Annotated in this window: 26 protein-coding genes and 1 pseudogene; 23 read left to right on the forward strand and 4 right to left on the reverse strand. The window is 44.9% G+C overall.

All coding sequences use genetic code 11. The annotated features are described in order from the left end of the window. Positions 1–74: 74 nt before the first annotated feature. The 16 genes and pseudogenes from gpAD87_RS06600 (at position 75) to gpAD87_RS06670 (ending at position 14243) form a co-directional block, all read left to right on the forward strand. Positions 75–1091 carry an iron-hydroxamate ABC transporter substrate-binding protein gene (locus gpAD87_RS06600; RefSeq protein ID WP_063563156.1) on the forward strand — a complete coding sequence of 339 codons (1017 nt, stop codon included), beginning with the start codon at positions 75–77 and terminating at the stop codon, positions 1089–1091. A gap of 124 nt (positions 1092–1215) precedes the next feature. After that, a pseudogene (locus gpAD87_RS32955) lies at positions 1216–1263 on the forward strand (KxYKxGKxW signal peptide domain-containing protein); the annotation flags it as partial. Between the two features lie 70 nt (positions 1264–1333). Then, complete coding sequence (locus gpAD87_RS06605) at positions 1334–2377, forward strand: SPFH domain-containing protein (protein ID WP_063563155.1); 1044 nt, start codon at positions 1334–1336, stop codon at positions 2375–2377. Then, on the forward strand, positions 2374–3477 hold the full coding sequence (locus tag gpAD87_RS06610; RefSeq protein WP_231952459.1) for a sugar kinase: 1104 nt from the start codon (positions 2374–2376) through the stop codon (positions 3475–3477). The genes gpAD87_RS06605 and gpAD87_RS06610 overlap by 4 nt, the downstream gene beginning before the upstream one ends. An 81-nt stretch (positions 3478–3558) precedes the next feature. After that, entirely contained in the window at positions 3559–4272 is a 714-nt protein-coding gene (locus gpAD87_RS06615; RefSeq protein ID WP_064636970.1) for a response regulator transcription factor, read from the forward strand. After that, positions 4269–5261 (forward strand): sensor histidine kinase, encoded by a 993-nt coding sequence (locus tag gpAD87_RS06620; RefSeq protein WP_064636972.1) that lies wholly within the window; start codon positions 4269–4271, stop codon positions 5259–5261. The genes gpAD87_RS06615 and gpAD87_RS06620 overlap by 4 nt, the downstream gene beginning before the upstream one ends. Positions 5262–5432: 171 nt before the next feature. Next, positions 5433–6203: an ABC transporter ATP-binding protein gene (locus gpAD87_RS06625; protein WP_064636974.1), complete on the forward strand. Its 771-nt coding sequence runs from the start codon at positions 5433–5435 to the stop codon at positions 6201–6203. Next, on the forward strand, positions 6178–8127 hold the full coding sequence (locus gpAD87_RS06630; RefSeq protein WP_064636976.1) for an ABC transporter permease: 1950 nt from the start codon (positions 6178–6180) through the stop codon (positions 8125–8127). Before gpAD87_RS06625 ends, gpAD87_RS06630 begins: the two co-directional genes overlap by 26 nt. 105 nt (positions 8128–8232) lie before the next feature. Next, positions 8233–8964 carry a ZIP family metal transporter gene (locus gpAD87_RS06635; RefSeq protein ID WP_064636978.1) on the forward strand — a complete coding sequence of 244 codons (732 nt, stop codon included), beginning with the start codon at positions 8233–8235 and terminating at the stop codon, positions 8962–8964. Between the two features lie 187 nt (positions 8965–9151). Further along, the gene (locus tag gpAD87_RS06640) at positions 9152–9760 is read left to right on the forward strand and encodes a hypothetical protein (protein WP_064636980.1); all 609 of its coding nucleotides are present in this window, start codon (positions 9152–9154) and stop codon (positions 9758–9760) included. Positions 9761–9794: 34 nt separating this feature from the next. Further along, positions 9795–10448 carry a hypothetical protein gene (locus gpAD87_RS06645; RefSeq protein WP_064636982.1) on the forward strand — a complete coding sequence of 218 codons (654 nt, stop codon included), beginning with the start codon at positions 9795–9797 and terminating at the stop codon, positions 10446–10448. Then, positions 10445–11002, forward strand: coding sequence for a hypothetical protein (locus gpAD87_RS06650; protein ID WP_064636984.1), 558 nt, complete (start codon positions 10445–10447; stop codon positions 11000–11002). Before gpAD87_RS06645 ends, gpAD87_RS06650 begins: the two co-directional genes overlap by 4 nt. Positions 11003–11084: 82 nt before the next feature. Then, positions 11085–11837: an SMI1/KNR4 family protein gene (locus gpAD87_RS06655; protein ID WP_064636986.1), complete on the forward strand. Its 753-nt coding sequence runs from the start codon at positions 11085–11087 to the stop codon at positions 11835–11837. Between the two features lie 3 nt (positions 11838–11840). Then, complete coding sequence (locus tag gpAD87_RS06660) at positions 11841–13142, forward strand: hypothetical protein (RefSeq protein ID WP_064636987.1); 1302 nt, start codon at positions 11841–11843, stop codon at positions 13140–13142. A gap of 44 nt (positions 13143–13186) precedes the next feature. Further along, a complete protein-coding gene (locus gpAD87_RS06665) occupies positions 13187–13615 on the forward strand; it encodes a hypothetical protein (RefSeq protein ID WP_064636989.1) in 429 nt (142 codons plus the stop codon). A gap of 16 nt (positions 13616–13631) precedes the next feature. Beyond that, positions 13632–14243 (forward strand): SMI1/KNR4 family protein, encoded by a 612-nt coding sequence (locus gpAD87_RS06670; RefSeq protein ID WP_064636991.1) that lies wholly within the window; start codon positions 13632–13634, stop codon positions 14241–14243. A gap of 100 nt (positions 14244–14343) precedes the next feature. Here the strand turns inward: gpAD87_RS06670 and gpAD87_RS31760 are convergent, their stop codons facing one another. Further along, positions 14344–14637: a hypothetical protein gene (locus gpAD87_RS31760; protein WP_143021529.1), complete on the reverse strand. Its 294-nt coding sequence runs from the start codon at positions 14635–14637 to the stop codon at positions 14344–14346. Positions 14638–14742: 105 nt separating this feature from the next. Between gpAD87_RS31760 and gpAD87_RS06680 the strand changes: the two genes are divergently transcribed. Together gpAD87_RS06680 and gpAD87_RS06685 are read left to right on the forward strand one after the other, a co-directional pair. Then, positions 14743–15795 carry a leucine-rich repeat domain-containing protein gene (locus gpAD87_RS06680; protein WP_064636995.1) on the forward strand — a complete coding sequence of 351 codons (1053 nt, stop codon included), beginning with the start codon at positions 14743–14745 and terminating at the stop codon, positions 15793–15795. A 149-nt stretch (positions 15796–15944) separates the two neighbouring features. Continuing rightward, positions 15945–16649: a cupin domain-containing protein gene (locus tag gpAD87_RS06685; protein ID WP_064636997.1), complete on the forward strand. Its 705-nt coding sequence runs from the start codon at positions 15945–15947 to the stop codon at positions 16647–16649. Between the two features lie 125 nt (positions 16650–16774). Here gpAD87_RS06685 and gpAD87_RS06690 read toward each other — a convergent pair whose 3' ends face one another. Beyond that, on the reverse strand, positions 16775–17821 hold the full coding sequence (locus tag gpAD87_RS06690; RefSeq protein ID WP_064636999.1) for an aromatic ring-hydroxylating oxygenase subunit alpha: 1047 nt from the start codon (positions 17819–17821) through the stop codon (positions 16775–16777). Between the two features lie 359 nt (positions 17822–18180). Here gpAD87_RS06690 and gpAD87_RS06695 point away from each other — a divergent pair, with 359 nt between their 5' ends. Both gpAD87_RS06695 and gpAD87_RS06700 read left to right on the forward strand, forming a co-directional pair. Continuing rightward, positions 18181–18627, forward strand: coding sequence for a carboxymuconolactone decarboxylase family protein (locus tag gpAD87_RS06695; protein WP_064637001.1), 447 nt, complete (start codon positions 18181–18183; stop codon positions 18625–18627). A gap of 37 nt (positions 18628–18664) precedes the next feature. Then, the gene (locus gpAD87_RS06700; protein ID WP_064637003.1) at positions 18665–19591 is read left to right on the forward strand and encodes a sigma-70 family RNA polymerase sigma factor; all 927 of its coding nucleotides are present in this window, start codon (positions 18665–18667) and stop codon (positions 19589–19591) included. 145 nt (positions 19592–19736) lie between these two features. Here the strand turns inward: gpAD87_RS06700 and gpAD87_RS31380 are convergent, their stop codons facing one another. Both gpAD87_RS31380 and gpAD87_RS06710 read right to left on the reverse strand, forming a co-directional pair. Continuing rightward, positions 19737–20693: a hypothetical protein gene (locus gpAD87_RS31380; RefSeq protein WP_082935021.1), complete on the reverse strand. Its 957-nt coding sequence runs from the start codon at positions 20691–20693 to the stop codon at positions 19737–19739. Between the two features lie 216 nt (positions 20694–20909). Further along, positions 20910–21554: a spore coat protein gene (locus tag gpAD87_RS06710; RefSeq protein ID WP_064640773.1), complete on the reverse strand. Its 645-nt coding sequence runs from the start codon at positions 21552–21554 to the stop codon at positions 20910–20912. A gap of 131 nt (positions 21555–21685) precedes the next feature. Between gpAD87_RS06710 and gpAD87_RS06715 the strand changes: the two genes are divergently transcribed. From gpAD87_RS06715 to gpAD87_RS06725, 3 genes are all read left to right on the forward strand, one after another. Beyond that, entirely contained in the window at positions 21686–22219 is a 534-nt protein-coding gene (locus gpAD87_RS06715; RefSeq protein ID WP_064637005.1) for a hypothetical protein, read from the forward strand. Between the two features lie 34 nt (positions 22220–22253). Then, positions 22254–22976 (forward strand): DUF1361 domain-containing protein, encoded by a 723-nt coding sequence (locus tag gpAD87_RS06720; protein ID WP_064637007.1) that lies wholly within the window; start codon positions 22254–22256, stop codon positions 22974–22976. A gap of 80 nt (positions 22977–23056) precedes the next feature. Then, positions 23057–24085 carry a serine hydrolase domain-containing protein gene (locus gpAD87_RS06725; RefSeq protein ID WP_064637009.1) on the forward strand — a complete coding sequence of 343 codons (1029 nt, stop codon included), beginning with the start codon at positions 23057–23059 and terminating at the stop codon, positions 24083–24085. Positions 24086–24182 lie beyond the last annotated feature (97 nt).

The following is a 24182-nucleotide window of genomic DNA, read 5'->3' on the forward strand; positions in this document are numbered from 1 at the left end:
AATTCTGCTATGATTCAAATGATAATGATTACCATTATCACAAAAAGCAATGAATTATAGGGGGCATCATGTTTATGTTTAAATCCAAATCGATTCTTTCCATCTGCACGTTATTCATTGTGTTTACGCTAGTTCTTGCGGGCTGCGGAAATGCAGGAAAGACAACGGATGAAACGGGGAGCGGCTCAGGACAGACGAGTGAGAATCAGGAATCCACTGGAACCGATACAGCTCAGAATGAATCAGCGGAAAGTGAAACACGTGAATATGAGACGGATAAAGGGACGGTTACCATTCCTGCACATCCGAAACGCATCGTGACCGATTACTACGGGGGCGAAATTCTGTCTGTAGGCGGTAATCTGATTGGTGTGGAGCCAAGTGCCTTTGATAATCCGTTCATTAAGGACAAGCTGAAAGACACCACAGACGTGGGTTATCCGGTGAACGTGGAGAAGACGCTGGAATTACAGCCTGACTTGATCGTTGTGATGTATGATGATAACTACGAGGAACTGTCCAAAATTGCACCAACTGTGCATATCCCATATGGTACAGCCACAGATATCTACAAGACAGTTGAGCTGTTTGGTGATTTAATGGGTCAACCTGATCAGGCGAAGGCGTTCATTGCCGATTATGAGAAAAAGGCGGAAGAGGGACGCGAGAAGCTGAAAGGTATCGTGGACGAAAATACAACCGTTGGATTATACGAGTTGACGGACAAAGGGGATCTGTGGATCTTTGGCGACAACGCAGGCCGGGGCGGGCAAGTTGTATACAATGCTTTGAAGCTGAAAATGCCGAGCAAGGTGAGCAAAGACAATCAGACCGTGCAGCTATCGCTCGAAGTACTGCCTGAATACGCTACGGATTACATGTTCATGACGGTGTACGATCCTGAGAAAAAAGGCGAAGCACTGAAGGAATTCAAACAGTCCAAAGTATGGAACGGTCTGGATGCGGTGAAGAATCACCGGTTCTTCGAGAATGATTTTGATACATTCTATCGATATGATCCAATCGCCATTACTGCCCAGATCGATTTGTTTGTTGATCTGATCTTGAAGAGCGCTGAACAAAACAAATAAATGATTAACAGCTTGATGACTTCTAATGTTAGGCTAGCGCCTCGCATAACTTAACCCACAATGAGTTGTCATTACTGACTATAATTATAGAAAATCGACCTGCTTTAAGGCTTCTGCCTAAGGTAGGTTTTTTTTATATAAAAGCAAAAAAAAGTTGTTAATATCATATTGACAATATCGAATTCATTTGTTATCATTTCGATAATATCAAAACGACAATATTAAGAAATGGGGAATGAGCGATGTTTGGATTCCGATTCGTGAAGTTTCAACCCAGTGAGTACGTAATGAAAGTGAAGAATGGGCAGGTTCAGCTTCAAGGAGTGGGTTTGTCCTTCTACTATTATGAGCCGACGACGTCGGTGGTGGTTCTGCCTGTATCTTCGGTGGATGTGCCCTTTATGTTCGAAGAAATAACAGCTGATTATCAAACCGTTACGGTTCAGGGTCAACTGAGCTATCGTATCGTTGATTATATGAAAATTACCCAAAGCTTGAACTACACGTACAATTTGCGCAAAAACAGATATATTTCCGACGATCCTGGCAAGTTGGATCAACGTGTGATTACGACCGCCAAAGTGCTGACCAAAAAACATCTGGAGCAAATGCCCCTGAAGGAAGCCATTCAATCGAGCGAACGGCTGGCCAGCAGCATGAAACGGGAAGTGGTGCAGAGTCAGGAACTGGAGAAATTGGGCGTAGAGCTGATGAGTCTGTCCATTCTGGCCATTTTGCCCAATAAAGAGACGATGCGTGCACTGGAAGCACAAGCGCGGGAAGAGATTTTACGCCAGGCCGACGAAGCGCTGTATGTACGTCGCAACGCATCCATTGAACAGGAGCGGAAAGTGAAGGAGAACGAACTAAACACGGAAATTGCCGTTGAGACGAAGAAACAGCAGATTCGAGAAACACAATTACATGCAGAGCGTTCGGTGAAACAGAAACAAAATGAGATGGAACAGGAACAGCTCCAATTCAATACGGCGATGGAGGAACGGAAACAACAGCTTATTGAATTGACGATTGCCAATCAGAATGCCGAAGCTGATGCCAAAGCCTATGAAATTGCTGCCGTGATGAACTCGTTACAACAGGTGGAGCCTAGCGTGCTACAGGCGATGGCTAACATGGGTATGAACTCGGATAAACTGATTGCCCTTGCATTCCAGGAGCTGGCTGAGAATGCCGGGAAAATTGGACAGCTTAACATTTCGCCGGATCTGCTGCAAGGATTGATGAATCCACCGACAAGAGAGCAGCAGGGAGGTCGGGCACGATGAGACTTGGGAAGGCAAGCCAGACTGTAGCCGCACACATTACTGGAGGAGAACCGATGACCGAATACAAGTTGATTCTGGTCAAACGCAGAACGAGGCTGGAAGAATTGGTGGTCCGCTATAATACGGTCCAACATGCGCAGTTCTATATCGAACGCTTGGGAGCAGACTTCAGTGATTACCTGGAGGAGGACAGACGTTATCATCATTCCGTGCAGCAAGCCCAGCAGCAGCTCAGCCAACTGGGCCGGGTTCAGACCATTGATCGGGAACATGTGCCCAACTTTATTTTTGGAGCACAGGACATTGTGGTAGTGATTGGACAGGACGGTCTTGTTGCCAATACGCTCAAGTATGTAACCGAGCAGCCGCTCATTGGTGTTAATCCTGACCCCATGCGTTGGGATGGGGTATTGCTGCCATTTACGGTAGAGGATCTGAGCTTCATTATTCCCGATGTTATTCGTAAACGTCGCTCTCTGAAAGAAGTGACTCTGGCCAAAGTGGAGCTGAATGATGGGCAATATCTCTATGGCGTCAACGATCTGTTCATTGGCCGAAAGACGCATGTATCTGCTCGTTATGAAGTTCGAATGGGTTCATCGGTAGAACAACAATCCTCCAGCGGAGTGATTGTATCCACGGGAATGGGATCGACGGGCTGGTTCAAAAGTGTGCTGGCAGGTGCTGCTGGAGTCGTGGGCTCGGAAGCGTGGCAGCACATCCAATCGGGTGAAGCGTTCATTCCCGATAGAGACAGCAGAAGCTCTCATTCAAACTCGAACCCTAGAGGGAAAGGTTATTCAGAAGCACATATCGCTGCGACTGCTTCTGCACAGGGGAGCATGAGCGACATGAATCACTTTGGCTGGGATGCGCCTTATCTGTATTTTACAGTACGTGAACCCTTCCCCAGCCGGACGACTGCAGCCAATCTGGTGTTTGGACAGATTCATCCGAAACAGCCTTTGCAGATTGTCTCCCAGATGCCGGAGGACGGCGTTATTTTCAGTGACGGGGTAGAACAGGACTTTCTTGAATTTAATTCCGGAGTGGAAGCGACTATTGGCTTGGCAGAGAAACGTGGACGTTTGGTGGTCTAATCCTTTATTTCCAATCCGTTTTTGACTAGAATGGTAAACTAGATGTAGAAGATATGTCAGGGAACGGAAAGAAGGTTGACGATGCAATCGATATTGCTGGTTGAAGATGATGCCAAGCTCGCAGGATTGCTGGGTGAATATCTGATCCGAAATGGTTTTCAAGTGCAGATTGTGGCAGATTTCCGTCATGTTCTGGATGAATTTATGCAGATCGGTCCGGATTTGGTATTAATGGATGTAAATCTACCTCAATTTGATGGCTACTACTGGTGTAGACAGATCCGTTCGCATTCCATATGTCCCATTCTATTTATTTCGGCTCGTGACAGTGGCATGGATCAGGTTATGGCGCTGGAACATGGGGCGGATGATTATATTACGAAGCCTTTTCAATATGAGGTCGTACTTGCTAAAGTTCGTAGTCAACTGCGTAGAGCATATGGGATGTATGCAGCTGTTCAACCAGAAATGAAAGTGAAAAATGGCTCTATGCTGCTGTATCCCGAAAGATATGTACTGGAGTTCGATGGTCTTTCCGTGGAGCTGACTCAGAAGGAATCCATATTGGTCGAAGCGCTGATGGCCAAGGCAGGTCGGGTAGTGGGCAGGGAACGTTTGCTCGAACTGATGTGGGAAGATCAGCATTTTATTGATGATAATACGTTGAATGTGTACATTACACGTGTTCGCCGCAAGCTGAAGGATTTGGGGGCTGAAGATACTTTGGAAACCGTTCGCGGAGCAGGCTACCGATTGCTTGATTTGGAGTCACCTGTCCAAGAGGACCGACAATGAAACTGTTCTTAAGAGATCAGCTACCCCTCATCGGATTTTATTTGCTGCAAATGCTGCTTGTCCCAAGTGTATATTGGCTTTCTGGTGAGGATCGCCCCATGAGGATTGTTCTTTATGGCATGTTTCTCAGTACAGTGGTATTGCTCGTGTATCTGATCGTACGTTATTTCCAGCTCCATCCATATTACCGTGTGCTCCAGCAGCCACAACGGCTGGTACAGGAGCCTTTCCAATCACTTGGTAATGCCCCTGTGGCTAATTGTTTACAGGAATTGATGCATGAACTGGAGCGTAACCGTCAGCATGAGATGGGGCAATTGCGCATGCATAGTGAGCAGCAGGTTGTATTCATGAATCGTTGGGTCCATCAGATGAAGACACCCTTGTCCATTATTCAGTTGACCCTGGAAGATGTGGATGATGATAAAACTGCAGGCAGTATACAGGATGAGCTGGATAAAATGCGCAAAGGGTTGGAAATGGTACTTCATTCTTCACGCCTGGAACAGTTCGAAGGGGATTTTCGCGTAGAGCTTCTGTCTCTACCCGAGGTGGTTCGAAGCAGCGTAGCTGAGAATCGACGTTTGTTTATTCGCAGAGGAATTACACCGGATATTCGAATGGACAACGACCTTCGAGTTTACAGTGACTCCAAATGGCTGCGGTTCATGTTAACCCAGATTTTGACCAATGCCGTTAATTACTCAGATAGCAAAGCTGGTAAAAAAGTCATGATTACCGCCTATATTGAGGAAGAACGAATCGTATTAGATATTCAGGACCAGGGTATCGGCATATCGGCTGAAGATATTCAACGTGTGTTTAATCCTTACTTCACCGGAGAGCGGGGAAGACAGTATCATGAATCTACGGGTATGGGACTGTATCTGGTCCGTGAGATCAGTACACGTTTGGGTAACCAGATAGAATTGTTCTCCAAACTCGATGAAGGAACATTGGTCCGATTCAGCTGGATGAATCGAAAATAGAAGTGCTTTGCCTATGGGCGAGGTGCTTTTTTTATGGAATAGGAAGAAGGGGGAACATAACCTTAAACGCTGTGTAAGGAAAGTTTAAGGTAAATCGATAGCAGGGTTGTAGGAGGTCGTTTAGGATAAGGATATGAAAAGAAAGCATAGTTTATTTGGAGGGGAAACACCATGGAAATCTTGCAAGTTTCGGCACTAAACAAAGTGTATCAGGGCAAAGTGCAGACTAAAGCCCTTAGTGATATTCATCTGACCATCAAGCAGGGTGAATTTGTAGGGATTATGGGGCCATCGGGCAGTGGGAAAACGACGTTGCTCAATATGGTCTCGACCATTGATGAGCCAAGTTCAGGCAAGGTGCTGATTAATGGCATGAATCCGTTTGATATGAAAAAGAAAGAACTCGCCATGTTCCGACGCCGGGAACTCGGATTTGTATTTCAGGATTTTAATCTGCTCGATACCTTGACCGTTGCTGAAAATATAGTACTCCCTTTGACGCTGGACAAGGTCAAGCTGAAGGAGATGGAGAGCAGACTCGATCGGATTACCACTCAGCTTGGAATTGATCACATTCTGGATAAACGAGTCTATGAAATCTCGGGCGGACAGCGGCAGCGAACAGCCATTGCCAGGGCCATGATTAATATGCCATCCATCGTACTGGCCGATGAACCGACAGGTGCGCTGGATTCCACCTCATCTCAAGCGGTAATGGAATCGCTTGAACAGATCAACCAGCAAGAGAAAACAACCATTATGCTGGTCACGCATGATCCACTTGCCGCAAGTTACTGCCATCGGATTGTATTTATCAAGGATGGCAAGCTCGCAGCCGAAGTGCATCGTGGCGATAACCGACAGACGTTCTTTCAACGGATTATTGATACATTATCCTTCTGGGGAGGGAATTCGCATGAGCTTTCCTCAGTTCGCCTTTAACAACATTCGCCGAAACGGGCGAGCGTACATCGCCTTTTTCCTAAGTAGTGCATTCATGGTCATGATATTCTTCGCGTATGCGATGTTTATCTATCATCCGTTTGTTGAGAAATTGCCGATTGGTAAGACTACGGCAGCGGGAATGCAGGTTGCCTCCGTCATCGTATACGTTTTCGCGATCTTCTTTGTTATGTATTCCATTAGTGCATTTCTGAAATCACGGAACAAGGAATTCGGTATTTTAACCATCTTGGGCGCGGAACCAGGACAGATTCGAAGACTGGTCATTCTGGAAAATATGTTTATCGGATGTCTGTCCATTGTGGCTGGAATAGGTGGAGGCATGTTATTATCCAAGCTGTTCCTGATGTTAACCACCCGATTTATCGGTATGGAAGACCTGCCTTTTTATTTCCCGGTAAAGGCCATGTTGATTACAGTGATTGCTTTTTTAGTACTGTTCTTTTGCATTTCCCTGTTCACACTGCTCTTTATCGGAAATAAGCGGGCATTGGAGCTGCTAACGGGCACGAGCAAACCCAAAAAGGAACCTAAAGCATCATGGGTATTCTCTATTCTTGGGCTTGCGTTTCTCGCTACGGGATTCATTGCGCTATACGGCAGTTTGTCGAGTGAGAGTATTCTGATCGCTGCTGTGACAGGCATTGCAGGTACGTATTTTTTCTACTCGCAGCTTTCCGTGCTGGCCATTCGTCTGTTGAAACGTAACCGCAAACGGGTGTGGCATGGTACACGCTTGCTATGGATTTCCGAGATGAGTTACAAAATAAAAGATAATGCACGCATGCTGTTTATGGTGACGGTGGTTATTGCGATTGCTTCCATGAGTGCAGTGGTCATTTTGTCGCTGGATCAACAGAATCGACAAGTATTTAGAGACAATCATTTTCCGATTCGTTATAACGTGTACAGTGCATCGGAAGAACCTAACATGGCACCCGTCAATGAGGTTCTTGACGCTGCGGGTCTTCAATATCAGAACGCTTATCTGGAATATTTTTGGACAAGTACGGATGATAGCGGCATCAGTGTGATGTCTCTAAGTGATTTCAACCAGTTCAACACAATCCAGAACAAACCGACCTATAAGCTCTCAGCTCATTCCAGTATATTCATCGATTCACGCAATGTGGAGAAGCCTCGACATGAAGAAAGATTTCGTTCCTATGCCAAGGGCGATCAGTTAACGCTGGATATGAATTCAGGGCCTGTTACACTCGATATTAAATACACTGGAAATGAACCGGAATTCAACGGGCTTCTGTATACATCAGCCCTAGTTATTGTAAGTGATGAAGAGTTTAAGGCTCTTGCCGGACAATTGGACAAAGATGCTGTTTCCGGTAAATATCTTTATCATATCCCTTCATGGGGGGGATCGGTGCCCGATCGGCAATCATCTGAAGTGATGGTAAGCGATCGGCTGGCGGGCATGGATGAAATCATTAGGAATAACTCTAATGATAAAGATTTTTCGGGCTTTTTCACGACGCGATATGCTGACTTCGAAGAATTCAGACAGACAACGGCACTCTTCACCTTTTTGGGGATATTCATTGGACTGATCTTCTCGATCTCCTCAGCGAGCTTTCTCTATTTCAGGCTGCACACGGATCTGGAGGCAGATGGGAAAATGGTGCATTCCTTGTCTAAAATGGGTCTCAGTTTTCAGGAGATGAAACGATCATCCACAATTCAGATCGCGGTTCTCTTTTTCTTCCCAATCCTGATCTCAATTGTTGAAACGCTCGTTGTTGTTAAGCCGTTTCTGACTGAATTCGGTATCACGAATTATACTGTTCCGGTATTAACCGTATTTGGTGCATTTCTGCTGGCACAGACCTTCTATTTCTTCGTCATTCGTTCAAGATATATATCTTCACTACGCAAAATGATGGTTTAAAGTTAGCGGTTTTATATTAATCTGGTCATCTCCCCTGTTTTTGTTCTCTATGCTCCGGTTAATGGAGTGATAGATCATATATGAACATGAGAGGGGTCATCCCGGATGTGGACTGCATTCATGTGGGGCGGCATCTCCGCCTCGGCTGTTGTCTTAGGAGCACTTGCTGCGCTGTTTCTGAAAATTCCGAAACGAGTTATTGGCTGGATCATGGCTTTTGGTACAGGGACCCTGATTGGTGCAGCCGCATTTGAATTGATTGGGGACGCCCTGAATGATGGGGGGATTGTGCCGACGGCAATTGGATTTACCTCAGGGGCCGTAGTGTACACGCTATTCGATTTGCTCATTTCCAGTAAAGGGGGAGCAGGGCGCAAGCGTTCGGAAAACACCGGGAACGGAGATTCCAGCCAGAGCGGACTTGGTATTTTTGCAGGGACGGTCATGGATGCTATTCCCGAATCAATCATGCTGGGGGCCAGTCTACTCGCCGGGAACGGTGTCAGTGTTGTGTTGGTTGTTTCTATCTTTGTGAGTAATATTCCGGAGGGTCTGTCCAGTACGGTTGGACTTCAACGCAATAAATACTCCCGCTCCAAGATTATTCTCTTGTGGCTAGGTGTCCTGATCATCTCTGCACTTGCAGCATTGGGAGGATATCTGTTTCTGGAGCAGCTTCCTGATGAGATGGCCGCGGCTATTGGGGCATTTGCCGGAGGAGGCATTATTGCGATGATCTGCTCGACCATGATGCCGGAAGCGTTCGAAGAAGGTGGGCCGGTAGTAGGTTTTATCGCTTCGATGGGATTGCTTGTATCGCTTTTACTTGACCTTTGATTCCTTGAGTTAATGGGGGAGAAGAGTACCTTTCAGATGATGATCTGGAGTAAGGTGCTCTTTTTTACGTTGTGTTTTCTTGTGCTATTCACTGGAGTTACATATAATTTTAGGTAGATCAACTGGGAAATGCTGAGTGATTGCTCTTAGCAATGGTCATGATGCAGGGGGAAGGAGGGGATTGAAAATGAAACGTTTCGAGGATGAAGGGGCTTATAAATACAGCTTCTACGCTGTTCTTCACCGGGGAGAGCAGATCGATGTGAAATGTAAACCATGCGGCGGGCACGCCTTTATTGTCACTGAAGAAGATCATCTAGCATGGAAATGTTCGCAATGTTACGCTCATGGAATTCAAGAGACAGAGTATCAGTACAATGCCAAGAGCAATTGCATCCGGTGTGAGGGCTGGTTCAATGTTGAAGTGACGGATGAGAAAAAGATAAATCACAAATCGTCACATATCGAATGCCCGCACTGCGGGACAATTAATGAGGTCGAATTACATAAAAAGCCAGCATACCGAGGGTATTATCCCGATATACGGGATGGGCGCGACCCTGTTTTTGATATGGAATTGTATTTTCTGGACGATGTCAGAGGTAAGGTGGTATGGGCTGTTAATAGGGAGCATTTAAACTATCTGATTTCATATATTTCGGCTGATTTGCGCGTGAAACCTGGAAATGCACCTTTGAAGACGGCTTCACATTCCATCCCCGCTTATATTAAGAACGCCAAGAACAGGGAGCTGGTTGTCCGCACATTGACCAAACTTCAGCATAAAACTGGATAAACCAGCAGAACGCGAGTCGTAAAGGAGGATGATCATGAAATTCCGTTTAAAGATTACGATATTTGCTGTGATAATAGGCGTATTACTCATTCCAACCTATTTCATTTTACAGACGTATGGTGTGTTTCAAAAAGAGAAGGTACTCTCTGATTATGCTCTTGCTGTCGACGTGAATGGCAAATCCTATGAAGCCTGGCCACTCATCAACAGTTTCGCTGCCATGGATAAAGAGGAGGACAACAGGCAGTTATATTATCGGGTAGATATGAATCATATTCAATATCTTTTTCACATCGCTTATCAGGAGTTTGATGTTCGACCGAATGAAGATAATCCCTATTTGGCGGGTACAGTAGGCTATCATTCCACACAAAATGAATATGTAAAATCCGAAAAGCAATATACCAATGCCAAAGATTTTACAACGGTGTTGAATTTTTATAATAAGGACAAAGAGGTGATTTATACTTATCAAAAAACTGGAAAAGGCGATGGACAGCTGGTCCAATCCATCATTCATCAGGGGATGAGTCGTTCTAGCAATGGAGGCAGCGAAGCTGCTCGTGATCCTTATATCAACATTACGGCTTTGTTCCATGATAAGTTAGACATCGATGTGAAGCTGGAAGTGGATGAAGAACATAAAGTTGTAACCATTCGAATGAATAAAGCGGAGGCGAGATCATGAATTTATTTGGTGTACATAAAGGACCTACATATTTGGAAGGTTTGGTTCGGGAGATTTCAGATGCTCAGACTCATGAAATTGAATGGAAATGCAAGTTGCAAACGAGCGATGGTCATGACAAGTTCCATATCTTTTATTATGGTGACTTAACCGAAGATGATCTGATAACCTGGCATGATTCGACACCACTCATCGTATATGCGGAGCATACCTTAACAGGAGAGCGTTACTTACTCATAGATTCAGCCAAGCACGGTTATGATGCCATGTTGTGTGAGACATATCCGGAGGAAGACTTGAATAACAGGCCGCTACGCCCATACCTGGACGTCGAAGGAGAAGACATATTTGAAGTACAGTTATCTGCCTTTTACAACGTGCCGTGGGATGAAGAGTTCGGAGAAGATGTGGATGAAGACGGAACCTACGAATTAATTACGGGAGAGCGCATGGATTTTGAGCTGGTGAAACGTGACGGCTATGATGCATTTGCCATTAGCATTGTAAACCGCAAGGGTGTACTAACCGAGATTGTGCAGGAAGAACTGGCTTAGCTTTAACCTGTTTGAATTACGGACTGATTGAATGAAATGAACTGTCGTGATTGAACGAGACGATCGTAGGGAGATGTCGTGAATGTATATAGTAACTCGTGCGTTGAAGCCCGTACCGGCGAAGGAACTGGATCATTTTGAACAACAGCATTCCATCTCGTTACCTGCGTCATATCGCCTATGGCTGGAGCAATACGGGGAAGGAACATACACGGGCTGGATGAATGTACAGCGGCCGGATTATGAGGTATTGAAACCTTTTGCTGAATATGATTTTTGGATGCACACGGAGGATACACCGGTTACTCAGGTTCAGCTACAGGAGTGTATCAGTATCGGCAGTTCGGTGGATGGTGATTTCCTGGCCATTCATCCAGATGTGAAGGGGTTGTTATGGCTCCCTCGTCATGATGAGCATATTGTCCTGTGGACGTGCTCTGAAGCAGACTTTGGAGAGACTTTGGACCGGATCTATTGCGGATATTACCATCAGGATAAACCGCTGACTCCGGCGTATTTTGAACCCTGGAACGAAGTGCGAAACCACACGTTCTACCACTTGGTTAACGTTGAGCGGGAAGGCTCTATGAAAGAACTGGCCGATTTGTGTAAGAGTAAATTCAAGTGGGATGCAGTGATGGAAAATGAGTACTCATGTAAGCTTTTTATGCTTTCCATGGGCGGATATTTACGTTTTAATTATGCGAATGGCAGAGAAATTGCCCTTTTCTACGAAGAGATGCATGGGACAGAAGGTGCGATGGATCACGAACTGGATCAATTTTTGCGGGAACATCACTGTACAGTCATCAATAGAGGCGGAGTGGAGGAATAGCAATTGAATTGGTTGAAAGAAAATATTGCAGAAACGTGGCGAAGTGAAGGCAAACGATACGCAAAAGATGTCAATGCATTTGTACGCAGAGGCATGGCAGGAGAGCAACTGGATGAATCGGAGCTCGCGGAGGATGCCAGAACGCAGATCAGCACCGAAGTGTGGGAGATGGTGAAGCAAGCCAATCTTCAAGGGGATTTGGAACGGCTTCGGCTTGAACTACCTGCTGCAACATGGCCAATGAACGAACAATTTCAATCTTCCATGCAGGCCGTTCGGGTAGTAGGTTATCTGAACACAGAAACAATAGTATTCACAACAGGCACCTTCACGGAGAATGGCTGTGTGTATACCGCTGATCCAAACGGATGGTTGCCATTCTCTCAGTATACCTTTGCAGGTTGTTCGCCAGACGGTGCAGACTATGCGCTGGCCGGATCGGACGGTATTCGTATCATCAGACAACCAGATCGCCATCTGGAAGGACAAGAGCTTGCGGTGTATCGCTGGGAAGATATTCAATCCAGTATTCAGAAGGCTTTGCCGCGCATCGAATCCCTTGCTGACTGTGAGCATCCGGAACGCACACTTGAAGGACTTATTCCATTCAATGATGGGAAATCCGTTCTTATCTTCTCCAATTATGGAATCTACCTGGTAGACCAAGAGCAGGTATCCCTGCTGCACCCGGATCCTGCAGAAATCGAAGAATATGAGTTGGAAGATACACAGATTGATATGGGTCATGCCGCAGTCTCACGTGACGGTCGCTGGATTGCCTACGGTAGCCAGGTAAGTAACCATATGGTTCTGGATCGCCAACAGAATAAGACATATTCGCTTTATCCTGAATCCAGCTATCCTCACTATGCGGTATTCACCGCAGACAGTTTGAAGGTATGGTTTAATGCCTGTCACTTTTATAACGGTGCTACAATACAAGTTCAGTTGGAAACGATTGATGGTAATGAGAGTAAGGAAGATTGGCCTGTAATGGATGAGAATGCCCGTGTTTACGCTGCAGTAGAATTGGATGCAGGCATGGTGCTTGGTGACGCATACGGATATTTATATTGTGTGAATGGTGATGGGCAGGAAGTGTGGAGACATTTTGTAGGCAGCACCATCTATTCCTTGGCGATCTCGCCTGACCAGTCCAAGCTTGCAGTGGGTACGTTCGGGGGCATGCTGCATATTCTTGATCTGCACTCTGATCAGATCGATGAGTATGGCATAGGCACAGGCACCCTCCGTGAGATTGAACGCTACGTGTTATGGCGTGGAGAAGAACCTTTACGTTGGTGAACACCAATGATTGAAGATCAAGATTGGATAAAGTGGGGGTTGAAATGAAGCGTGAAGAAGCAGTGATTTTGTTGAAATGTCATGCCTTTGCCTGCGATGATCTGAATCATTCGACAATGGAAACCGGTTTTCTTGGTAGCTTGCGCCCCTTTCGCGGTAACCTGAATGAAGAAAATTTTCATGAACTCATGGAAATCTTGCATGTTTTGGCTCCTGAACTAAAACAATCTACGCTGGATCGTGAAATTATGGCTTCACTATGGGGAATTACCCACCTTGGACGTGCATGGGCCGTCGAACCTGAAGGAATGTTGCAGAGTAATAAATTGATCTCAAATGAACAGATTGCATTGATGGAACGGTGGCTGGATCTGTTTTCCTACGCTGTTATGGTTCTGATCGAAGACGGAGGGGAAGAAGAGGCATTCTGGGGATATCAGGAATATGTGCGGGAACGGGTTGAAAAGAGTTGAAAAGGGAGGGGTGTGTATGACACCTGAGGCTAATGCAAAATGGAATGATTTGTTTGATGCGTTGAATGAGCTCCTGAACGAAAAAATCCATGATGATGAAATTCGGCAGTTATACGACGAATACCAGCATCGGGAGGGTGCCTCTGAGCAAAGTCTAAATGCATTTGAAACAGAGTATGGCGTCCGGCTGCCGGAGGATTTCCGTTCCTTCTATAAGCGTAAAGACGGCAGTGGTTATGCATTTCATATTTTGTATCCGGGTGATGCGGAGGCAGAGGAATGTAATCCGTTTTATCTGATGTCATTGAAGGAAATTCGGGAAACTAAACAATATTTCTGTGAAGTAGATGAGAAATTGGACGAGTACTATTCTGACGAAGAGATCAGCAAACTAGACCCGGAGATTAAGCCCTACTTATTCCATAAAGAGTGGATTCCTTTTGCAACGATGGCGGGAGGCTCGCTGTATTTGATGCTTGATTTTGATCCGACAGAGAAAGGAACCTACGGGCAAGTGATTATGTATGTGCATGATCCGGACTTTGTTTATTATGTGTCTGAGACATATACAGACTTGCTGGAAGTGTCCAACCGTAATCTGAAGATTATGGATGAGATTGAGTATTGAGCAGGTAGAATCTGTTCAACAGAAGGGCATTGGATATTTTAAAGAAAGTTGAACAAAGACAGGAGCTGCCGACAGCAGCTCCTGCATTGCTATTTTACCATTAGAAACGATGGCCGTGGAAACCTCCGCCAGGTCCACCAGGGCCCCCGGGTCCTCCGCCATGTGGTCCGCCCGGATAGCCGCCTCCAGGGAATGGACCGTGCGGACCTCCCGGGTAACCGCCATGCCATCCTGGGCCTCCGATATGTCCGATGGGAAAGGGCAGCGGAAACGGTACGATGGGTGGATAGGGATATGGATAAGGGTAGGGGTATGGATAGGGTGGCGGTGGATAATAAGGGTAAGGATAACCCGCAGTTGGCGGGATAGGAACTGAACCAGGTCCGTATGCCATGATGCATGCCTCCAGTGTTTGATTGATGATATTAGCCTATGCTGCGATGCAATGGAGTGACACAGAGGGGTTAATAGAACGTGGTATGGTGAAGGGGGATATGATTTGGTAGCTGTGTCGTTTCATACTGATCCAAGAGGCTCTGCTTATGAACAGTTAATTGATGAGTTGATTGAGAAAACAGATCGTTTTTTGCTGGTGGACAGACGAAGGTACGATGTCGACGAAGTACCAGGGGTTTCAAGAGTATTGCGGAAACTAAAGCCTTACTTTATTGAAAGCTGTACGATGGAAAAAATGATGATGCAAAGTGGTGCCATGTATTCAGAGGGGATTTATTACATATATCGCTGCACATCGGAATCAGGGCAGATACTTAAAGAAGAAGCAAACCGTTTTCATGACTGGTTGTATCCATCATTGCCGGATGATCTTTGTTTTTTGAAAGAGGATGGAAGTGATTATTTTTTTAGTGTTGCTCATGAGAACATATATGGTATGCGGATTACACAGGAAGAAGCAATTGAGTTAATGGAGCGGATCACGGGATTATTCTTCGATTTGCAGCGGCATCAGGACGTTCAATGTCTGCTGGATGATGCGATCAAGCATGAGACCAACATTCTAAATATCAGTTCACATGGCCTAACCGAGATTCCTAAAAGGATTAGGGAATTGAAGCAGTTGAAACAGCTGACGATTTTTGAGCAGGATCTGTACACGCTTCCTCCAGCTCTTTTTGAACTAACTTCTTTGGAGAGATTGGAGATCATGACATTGGACCTGGAGTGTTTTCCTGGAGATATCGGGAAACTGAAAGAACTTCGAGAGCTGAGAATATATTGTGGCAGCCCTTTTGCTTCTGTACCTGGATGGAGGCCCAAGCCACAATCGGAGCTGGGGTTGAAGTGTATTCCTCCCGAGATCGGTGAACTGAGTAATCTCAAATATCTGGAGATTGTTTATTCCGGTATACGAGAATTTCCTCCCGAACTGGAGAAACTTAAAAACCTCAGGGCATTGCTGGTTACGAATTCATTAATTGAGGGGACACCAGATATCGTTACACGAATGAACTGGTTGGAGTATGTGGACTTGATGAATATTCCGCTCGGTACCAGTTGGCAAGAGGTTTGGGATATGAAAAAAAACCAATAACCAAAAGAAACCTGATCAGGCTTCCTGAGTCAAGGTTCTTTTGGTTAAATGTTGCCTACCTCAGAAATGGGCTCACGCATAGAAGCCCAGAGCATAAGCTGGCGTATAGGTTATCACCTAAACCGAGAGCGAAGGGCAGGCGTTTTATTTTGGCAACCTCTTATATGGACTTCACCTCACCTACCACCCAATTTACAGCTGACGTGAACCAGAATTCTTTCTTCCAAAAAGACGGAAATAACTATATTAATGTTCTCTCCATTCAGCAATTAAACACATTGGGTAACGTATCCTTGCTGGACATTTTTCTTAGCACGGGCAATGTGGTTGATCCTCATATTCATCAGAATGCATCCGAGCTGGTGTATTGTATCAGTGGTTCAGCGGTCGTTTCCCTTATTAACCCGTTTACCAAAGAGTTGTTGAATTTTCCAATCACCCCGGGCCAAGTAGCGAATGTTCCGCAAGGCTGGTGGCACTATGAGATTGCAACGGTAGATCAGACCCATCTGCTGGCTATCTTTGATGCCCCGATTCCTGAAGCCATTTTTGGTTCGGATATTTTACGGCTAACACCTGCGAGTGTTCTGGCTCATACGTATTGTCTGGATGAGAACAAGGTGAAGGAAACGCTTGCTCCAATTCAAAAAACGGTAATCGTTGGTCCGCCAGTGGACTGTGTTACTCAAGTTTCCCCGAGCACCAACATGCCTAACTCGAATAGCCATCCCAACGTGCAGCCTTATGTGAATCGCCTTCCATATTGGGGAACATGGGTTGATCCCCGCATTATTCACGAACCAGGCTGTCCGTATTATACAGAACCTCCTGTGAACACGAATAATCAAGGGTAAGTGAACGATATAAGGCATTTAAATGGGGTAAAACCCAGTACATTGTCACGAGTGAAAGTGTAAGCAATTATACAATAAAGAAGCGTTCGTAGAAACGCTTCTTTATTTGTCCATTTGTTTTCAATTTATGATGTGTAATTTCGTCCCAAACCAAGCTCTGTCAATAACTGACGATAAGCGATAGAGGTACGGTCTGCGGGAATATGCGCTTCTGCATGCAGATCCAGTGGCAAATCCTCCGGCTTCTGTGATTCCACCATTTCCCGATCTTCCTCAAATACTTGCAAGTTAAACTTAATTGTATCTTCAATCGGAGCATCCTTGTCAAAATTACGGGTAATCGGACAGAACAACCGCGTAAAACGTGCAGAGATGGGAGAGGCACAGTTCAGAATGTTCAGCTTATCGTTCTCCGGGAAGTGAACCGTAAGTGATGCGGCGAATGGTGGAAATACGCGGAATTCACGCAGCCACTGAAAACCTTCGGGTGCGACATTATCCTGACCTTTGCCATAGTTGCTGACAGAACTCCAGTATTCGGCAAGCAGTTCATTGCCTTCGCGTTTTACTTTGTATTGGGGCACTTCGGTGTTGTTACGGTCGCCGAACGTTTCGGTATGCACGTAGGCAAAATGGGATACATCCAGAAACCCTTCCATTTGACGTCCAGCAGAACCTGCGATATCAAAGTTCGGGGGCAGGATCTTGATATAATCTGGATCATCCCATCCCGGGAATGCGGGAATCTGCTCGTCGGTACCGGCGAGTGAAGTCCAGATCAGGCCATAACGTTCAACCGCAGGGTATACGATAAGTTTCAGTTTGGGAGAGATTTTGGAGCTAGGGTGTGCAGGTACGGCGGTACATTTACCCTCACAGTTGTAACGGAAACCATGATATGGACAGACGATTTCCCCATTTTCTACCCAGCCTTTACTGAGCGGAGCACCACGGTGAAAACAAAGATCCTTGGCAACTACAACTTTGTCGTTGCTGCGATACAGCACCAGGCGGACATCAAGCAATTGAGCGGCAAGTGGTTTATCTGTCACTTCGCTTGCCTGGGCAATGGGATACCAATATTGAGATAATACATGCCAGTCTTCTGCGGAGAACGTGCAGCCGCGAGGCAGTTCAGATGTAAATTGAGGATTGGAATTGGAAGTTATCATGGAAGTCACTCCTTGCTAGGATAATGAATCGTTCATTTTTTTATGTCAGGAAAGTTTACTTTGTAGCCGTATGTTACTACTCTTTTGTTTCGTGTATCAATATGTATAATGATTATTTGTTCAAAATCACAAACAAAACATCAAACAGCTAACATAAATACGGAAACCCCTGTTTATACATAACGCTTTACGTGAACTATATTCATGTCGGTTATGCTCCACGCAGATTAATTACTTAATTGTTAATCGAGCTATATTCTGTGCCTGAGTATGCTGAAGAAATTTTTTATAGAAAAATGTCACAAATGTGAGCCTTGGTTTGTCTTAAGATTGTAGACCAAAATACGGAGGCGAATGCAATGAGTTTAAGAGTGAATTATAGAGTGGCTAACCCGGGTGCTTTCAAAGCAATGATGGCATTGGAGCAGCACATTTCAGGTCAGTTTGAAGACAAACCGTTATATGAGCTACTGAAAATCCGTGTATCCCAAATCAATGGTTGTGCGTTCTGTCTTGATATGCATGCTAAAGATCTGTTGAAGCTTGGAGATTATGCCGATCACATTTTGCTGCTGAGCGTGTGGCGCGAGGTGCCTTTGTTTACGGAAAAAGAACGTGTTATGCTGGAGCTGGCTGAGGCCGTAACACTTATTTCCGAACAAGGGGTACCACTTGAATTGTATGAAAAAGTTAGAGAACATTTCAGTGAGGCTGAACTTGTGGATCTGATCATGGCGATCAACACGATTAATAGCTGGAACCGGATTGCCATTACAACAGGGATGTATCCAGGCTGCTTTAATTAAATAAACATCCGACCATCTGCCAGAGGAGGCCATTCTCATGAAATTCAATCCCCTCACCAATGAGCCAGAAGTGTCTTCTCTGGAAGTTGGTGAATTGTATATTCGTTATAAAGCCTATGCCTTTTCCATTGCTTACCGCATGCTTGGCAGTGTTGTGGAGGCTGAAGATATTGTGCAGGATTGTTTTGCAGAGCTTCAGAGCAAGTCTCTTGATGATATCCGTAATGCCAAGTCCTATATTGCTAAACTAATCGTAAACCGGAGTCTGAATCTGCTAAACTCTGCCCGTAATCAAAGGGAAAGTTATGTTGGAGAATGGCTTCCCGAGCCGATGAGCTACGGTGAAATGGGAAACATTCCGGAAGAAACCGTGCAGCAGAAGGAGATGATCTCCTATGCTTATCTGGTTATGCTGGAGCAGCTTTCCCCGATAGAGCGTGCCGTTTTTGTACTTCGTGAGGCTTTCCAGTATGAATATACGGAAATAGCGGATTGGTTGGGCAAATCAGAGAGCAACTGCCGTCAGATTTTTAGCCGGGCGAGACGCAAGCTTCCCGATAGACTTCCGGCGTTGGAACAGAGTTCTGCAGGTTATGCTGCAAAAGAGCAATTGTTGGCTCGTTTTACAACGGCTTTTCTGAATTATGATGTCTCCGAGATGCTGGAGCTGCTTGCTGAACAACCGGTATTTACGGCAGATGGCGGTGGACGTGTGCATACGGTCATGAGAACGATGAGGGTTCGTAAGGGTGTACTCGCCTTGTTGACCTCTCGCCGGGTGCTTACCCGATTGCGAAAACGAGAGTGGATGCCCACATTTATCAACGGAGAACAACACCTTGTGTTACTGGAAAACGGACAGTTGTCCGAAGTTCTGTGTTTGGAACTGGACTCTCTTGGAGAGCGAATTGAGGGGTTCTATCTCGTTGTGAATCCAGACAAACTTACATCGGTATCGAGATAATACTATTCTGGAATGGAATAAGAAGGGTACAAGGCATGTTAAAGCGACACATCCTGTAAAGAGGAGTGCCGCTTCTTTTTAGCTTTGAGATTGTACCTGATTTTATTGTGAACTAACAACATCCACTTTGGACTGGTTATATTTATTAATCATTGGCAAACAGGCTTTCAACATGGTCAGTGATTTCTTTGATTTCTGGGGTAAGTTCGTCATTACTCTTATCGAGTAGATGCAAAATCTTCTCCACTGTATCCAGAAGTACACTCTTCGTGTTAGTCTCCCTATTTGCCACAGCCTTTTCATATGCTTTTTTCACTTCTGGATCGATAGTACGAATTTCTTCTTCCGTGTACCAGTCATAGGCGGGAGAATTATCACTTCCATAAAACAGGTAACCAACGTAAAGTGAATTCTTAACTGCTGACGTACGATTAGAGCTTGGGAAGTTGTTCAGGAAAGCTTCCTTCTCTAGAGTACGCCGGATGAGTTCATCCCAGGTTATGATAAAGGCCGCATCGGAAGTTGTGGGCTGGTTGGATTCCGCAGCCATAATATCAATGTAAGCAACAATGTCAGGTTTCACGTAGGGCTGAAACTTTTTGTACATCTCATAATTGATGATGGGATAGTATAGACCTTCACTAGTTTCCAGTTTGAATCCCAGATCGGAAGCTTCCTGCAAGAGCTTGCGAACGGACGGATCTTTAATCACTTTGAGCAGTCTGCTATATGTAAGCTTTTGTTCATAACCTATGTTGGAATGGGCTTCATAGAGAACGCTTTGAAACAGTTCCGTATACATTTTTTGATCCAAGTCAGCCAGTCTGATCTTTTGCAAATTCTCCAGTTGAAGGGTCATCAAGGTAGCCTGCCAAGGTCCGACTTCGTCGATATGATTCAATAGATATTTACGTGCCTGAACCAGGCTGGGCGTGGATTTCACTGCATTTTTTGAATACATTTGAAATTGATGATATACCGCTTTGGAAGCTGGGACAGGTGCAGCCAATGTAGTTTGGGATGTTATCAGAGTTGCAAAGATGGCCGTAAAGCTTAATGTCATGGCTAGAAAACCAAGTTTAATCGATGGATTCAATCGCATTCAAAAACCTCCCATGTTACATAATGAGTAATTGTGACCACATTCTGATTAAACCAGTTTCTGGTAATCGAATCAAGGTAGAATTTTTTTAAATTAAAATGTGTTATTCAAGACATGCTGCAAACATTAGATGATTCTGGAAATAACAAAGAACAGCATCTTTCAACCTTGAGTGGGTTGAAGATACTGTTCTTTGTTGATTAAGCTTATTTTAAATTAGTGGAGAGGTGGTTTATTGTTGATTGGCATCTGAGGTGTGCCGTTTGCTGGAACGTAGGCCTGAAGCATCTGTGTGGTATCATTTGCACTGAGTTGAGGCACTTGATAGTAGGCATGTTGATTTTGATACGTGAAAATTTCGTAAGCCATCTCGATAAACTGTTGAACCTGCGAAGCGATGACCCGGCGTACGGCGCCATTCGTAATTTCAGGTGCAGACATAGCCAGCAAAGAGGCGTGAGACTTGATTAATCCCAGCATATGACCGCTGATGCCTGCATCTTTGACATCCGAAAGGGATTGATTTGGCTTTTTCGGAGCGGACGGCTTGAGGCCATACACAGGTTGCACGATGTTCGGAATCATGTAGGTTGCAGTCTCGTGATGAGGCTTGTGCCCAGTTGAGAAACATTCTGCAGTCAGATTATATTGGGATAACATGAAGTTGTATTGACGATCAAGAATATGAAGAAGTTCAGTATCTTGTACAAACGTCCTGAAGATCATGTATTGATCCAATACGTTGATGGCTCCTGACAGAATTTCATGCATATCGAACATTTCATGCCCGCCATGGTTCAAGTGGGGTGTGAAGTCTGAATTTGTGTTGTTAGCAGGTTGTATTCGGTCTGGAGGCTGCATTGAATTTGGATTCATTGTGAATTTGATTCTCCTTTGGGAAATGGTATGATCCTAGTATGGTCTTCAACAGTAAATTTATGTAATGCGTGCTGGTTATAAGCGAAAATAGAGACAGGTATGGTGGTAGTTGGATGGAAACAAATTGGAGTGTTCCCAAAGCGTTATTCGTTAAACATTATGGGAGCGCTGTTCAGATGCATCGTGGTGGTGTTTATGCAGAATATAAACTATGGGATGTGCCGCAAGAGCTGGAGCAGACATGGATGGAAGAAAGAATAGGTCAGTTAATCTCTGAATTATCCATCATGAATTGGGACGTGGTTGATGAGCTTACGTCGATTGCCAGATATCATGCAAATCCACTGATTATTGCTGCAGTCACAGCATTCGCATCAAGACAACTGATGAGTGCGGACAGTATGGTGCGTCTAGTGTATGCGGAACGTCTGATTGAGTTGATCAAGCGATATGAATCGATTATTCCGGTGGATAAGCTGCGTGAAGCCTATCAACTGACAATGAACTTGTTGGAGGATGTAGTAACGAAACCGTTGGTGCTTGATCCGGGACATGAACTACAGCAATATGGGTTAAAGGATAAACGTGGACTGAATCTGCGTGTGGAAAAGAACAAGGAAGAGATTATCCGTTATTTTCGGAACTGAATGTATTTCATTGGATCAAGTGAGGTAAATATCATTGAGAAAACTGAATTATATCAAAGTATTTATTTTCCTTAGTGTGGTCACAGTGGTGACTCTAGGTTTGTATTACGCAGCTGCGGATTGGCTGGATCAGCGCTATTTTCGCTTCCTTATCTGGAATCTGTTTTTGGGCTGGATTCCTTTTGTGTTTTCATATGTGGCCTATGGCTTTAGCCATGTTAAATGGAAAGGGGCAACATGGTTTGTCGTTGCAAGCGGACTGCTCTGGCTATTGTTCTTCCCGAATTCTTCCTACATTGTAACGGATCTTGTCCACCTGACGGCACGCAGTTCCCGCTATTATGGCGGAGGCAATGGATTGGACTACAAGTACTGGTATGACTTAATTGTGGTTTTGATGTTCGTTTGGACAGGTTTATTGCTAGGATTCCTTTCGATGTATCAGCTTCAGGAAGTGATCCATCACAAACTGGGACGATGGTTTTCATGGATCTTTGTGCTAGGGGGTTGTGCACTGGGGAGTTACGGTGTTCTGCTGGGACGTGTATATCGCTTGAACAGCTGGGATGCGTTAACCAATCGAGAGACGCTGGTTGAACTTATGCATGAGAGTGTAAGTCGTCCATCGCTGGCTTTCTGTATGTTCTTTGGCACGTTTATTCTTACGGTCTACGCAACGCTTTATTATTTAATAAATACACATCGTAGGAAGGCGGAGCTGGGAAGTTCCGAGGCGGATCTGCAAGGCTTGCGGTAATGGACGTTTAAATTGGACAATAACGTGATTGAATAGCATCTGAGCATGGAAATTCTTAGAAGAAGTTAGGTGGACGATAAATGAAGCGTATAACGGATCTGACACGCAGAATAACAGAAGTGATGGAGAATGTTGATTTTTCGGGCGTAGTTTTGATAAAACAAAACGAGCATACCCTATTAAGTACGACTCGTGCATATGCCAATCGAAGTGATGAACGTTTGAATCAGCCAGATACACGGTTTGGCATTGCATCTGGATGCAAGATTTTTACGGCAGTGAGTATATGCCAATTGATTGAACAAGGAAAAATATCGTATGATTCCAGATTGGCAGATGTCTTGAGCATTAAGTTTCCTCTATGGGATCAAGGAGTTACAATTCAGCAGCTGTTAACACACACCTCAGGTATCCCGGACTATTTTGATGAAGAAGTGATGGAGGATTTCGCTGAGTTGTGGAAGGAACGGCCCGTCTATTCAATGCGCAAATTGAATGATTTTCTGTCGATGTTTCAGCATCAGCCCATGAAATCTGCTCCGGGTGAACGGTTCCATTATAATAATGCTGCATTTATCGTATTGGGCCTCATTGTTGAAGAGCACACGGGGCAGTCGTTTACGGATTATGTAGAACAATATATTTTCAAAAAGTGCGGTATGTCGGATTCGGGTTATTTTGAGACAGATCGTCTTCCCCGTAATACTGCGATCGGATATATGGATCAGGAGGACGACTCGTGGACAAGTAACATTTTTTCCATTCCTGTTAAGGGTGGGGCTGATGGTGGAGCTTATACAACAGCGCCGGATATGATTCGTTTTTGGAATGCGTTATTCAGAAATGAACTGTTGGGTAAAGAAACAACAGCAAAGTTAATCACGCCATATGTCCATGAGGATGATGAAACCTATTATGGGCAGGGGATCTGGATTGATCGGAGAGGGGGAGAGTTATTTAAATATCATGTGATGGGTTTCGATCCTGGTGTGTCGTTCATGTCTTCTGTATATCCAGATCACAACGTGCAGGTTGTTGTCCTCTCCAACAAAGATTCTGGTCCTTATCCCATAACAAAGGCTGTGGAAGAGGCTTTGGTGAGACCTTAGCTGAGGATTGATGTTAAAAAGTAATTGAATAACCCTATAGTTACCGGTGAATGCCGGGTAAGCTATGGGGTTATTTTGTATGTTTCACAACTCAAAG

Origin of the sequence: Paenibacillus sp. AD87 (assembly GCF_001659845.1) — a bacterium.
GTDB classification, from domain to species: Bacteria; Bacillota; Bacilli; order Paenibacillales; family Paenibacillaceae; genus Paenibacillus; species Paenibacillus marchantiae.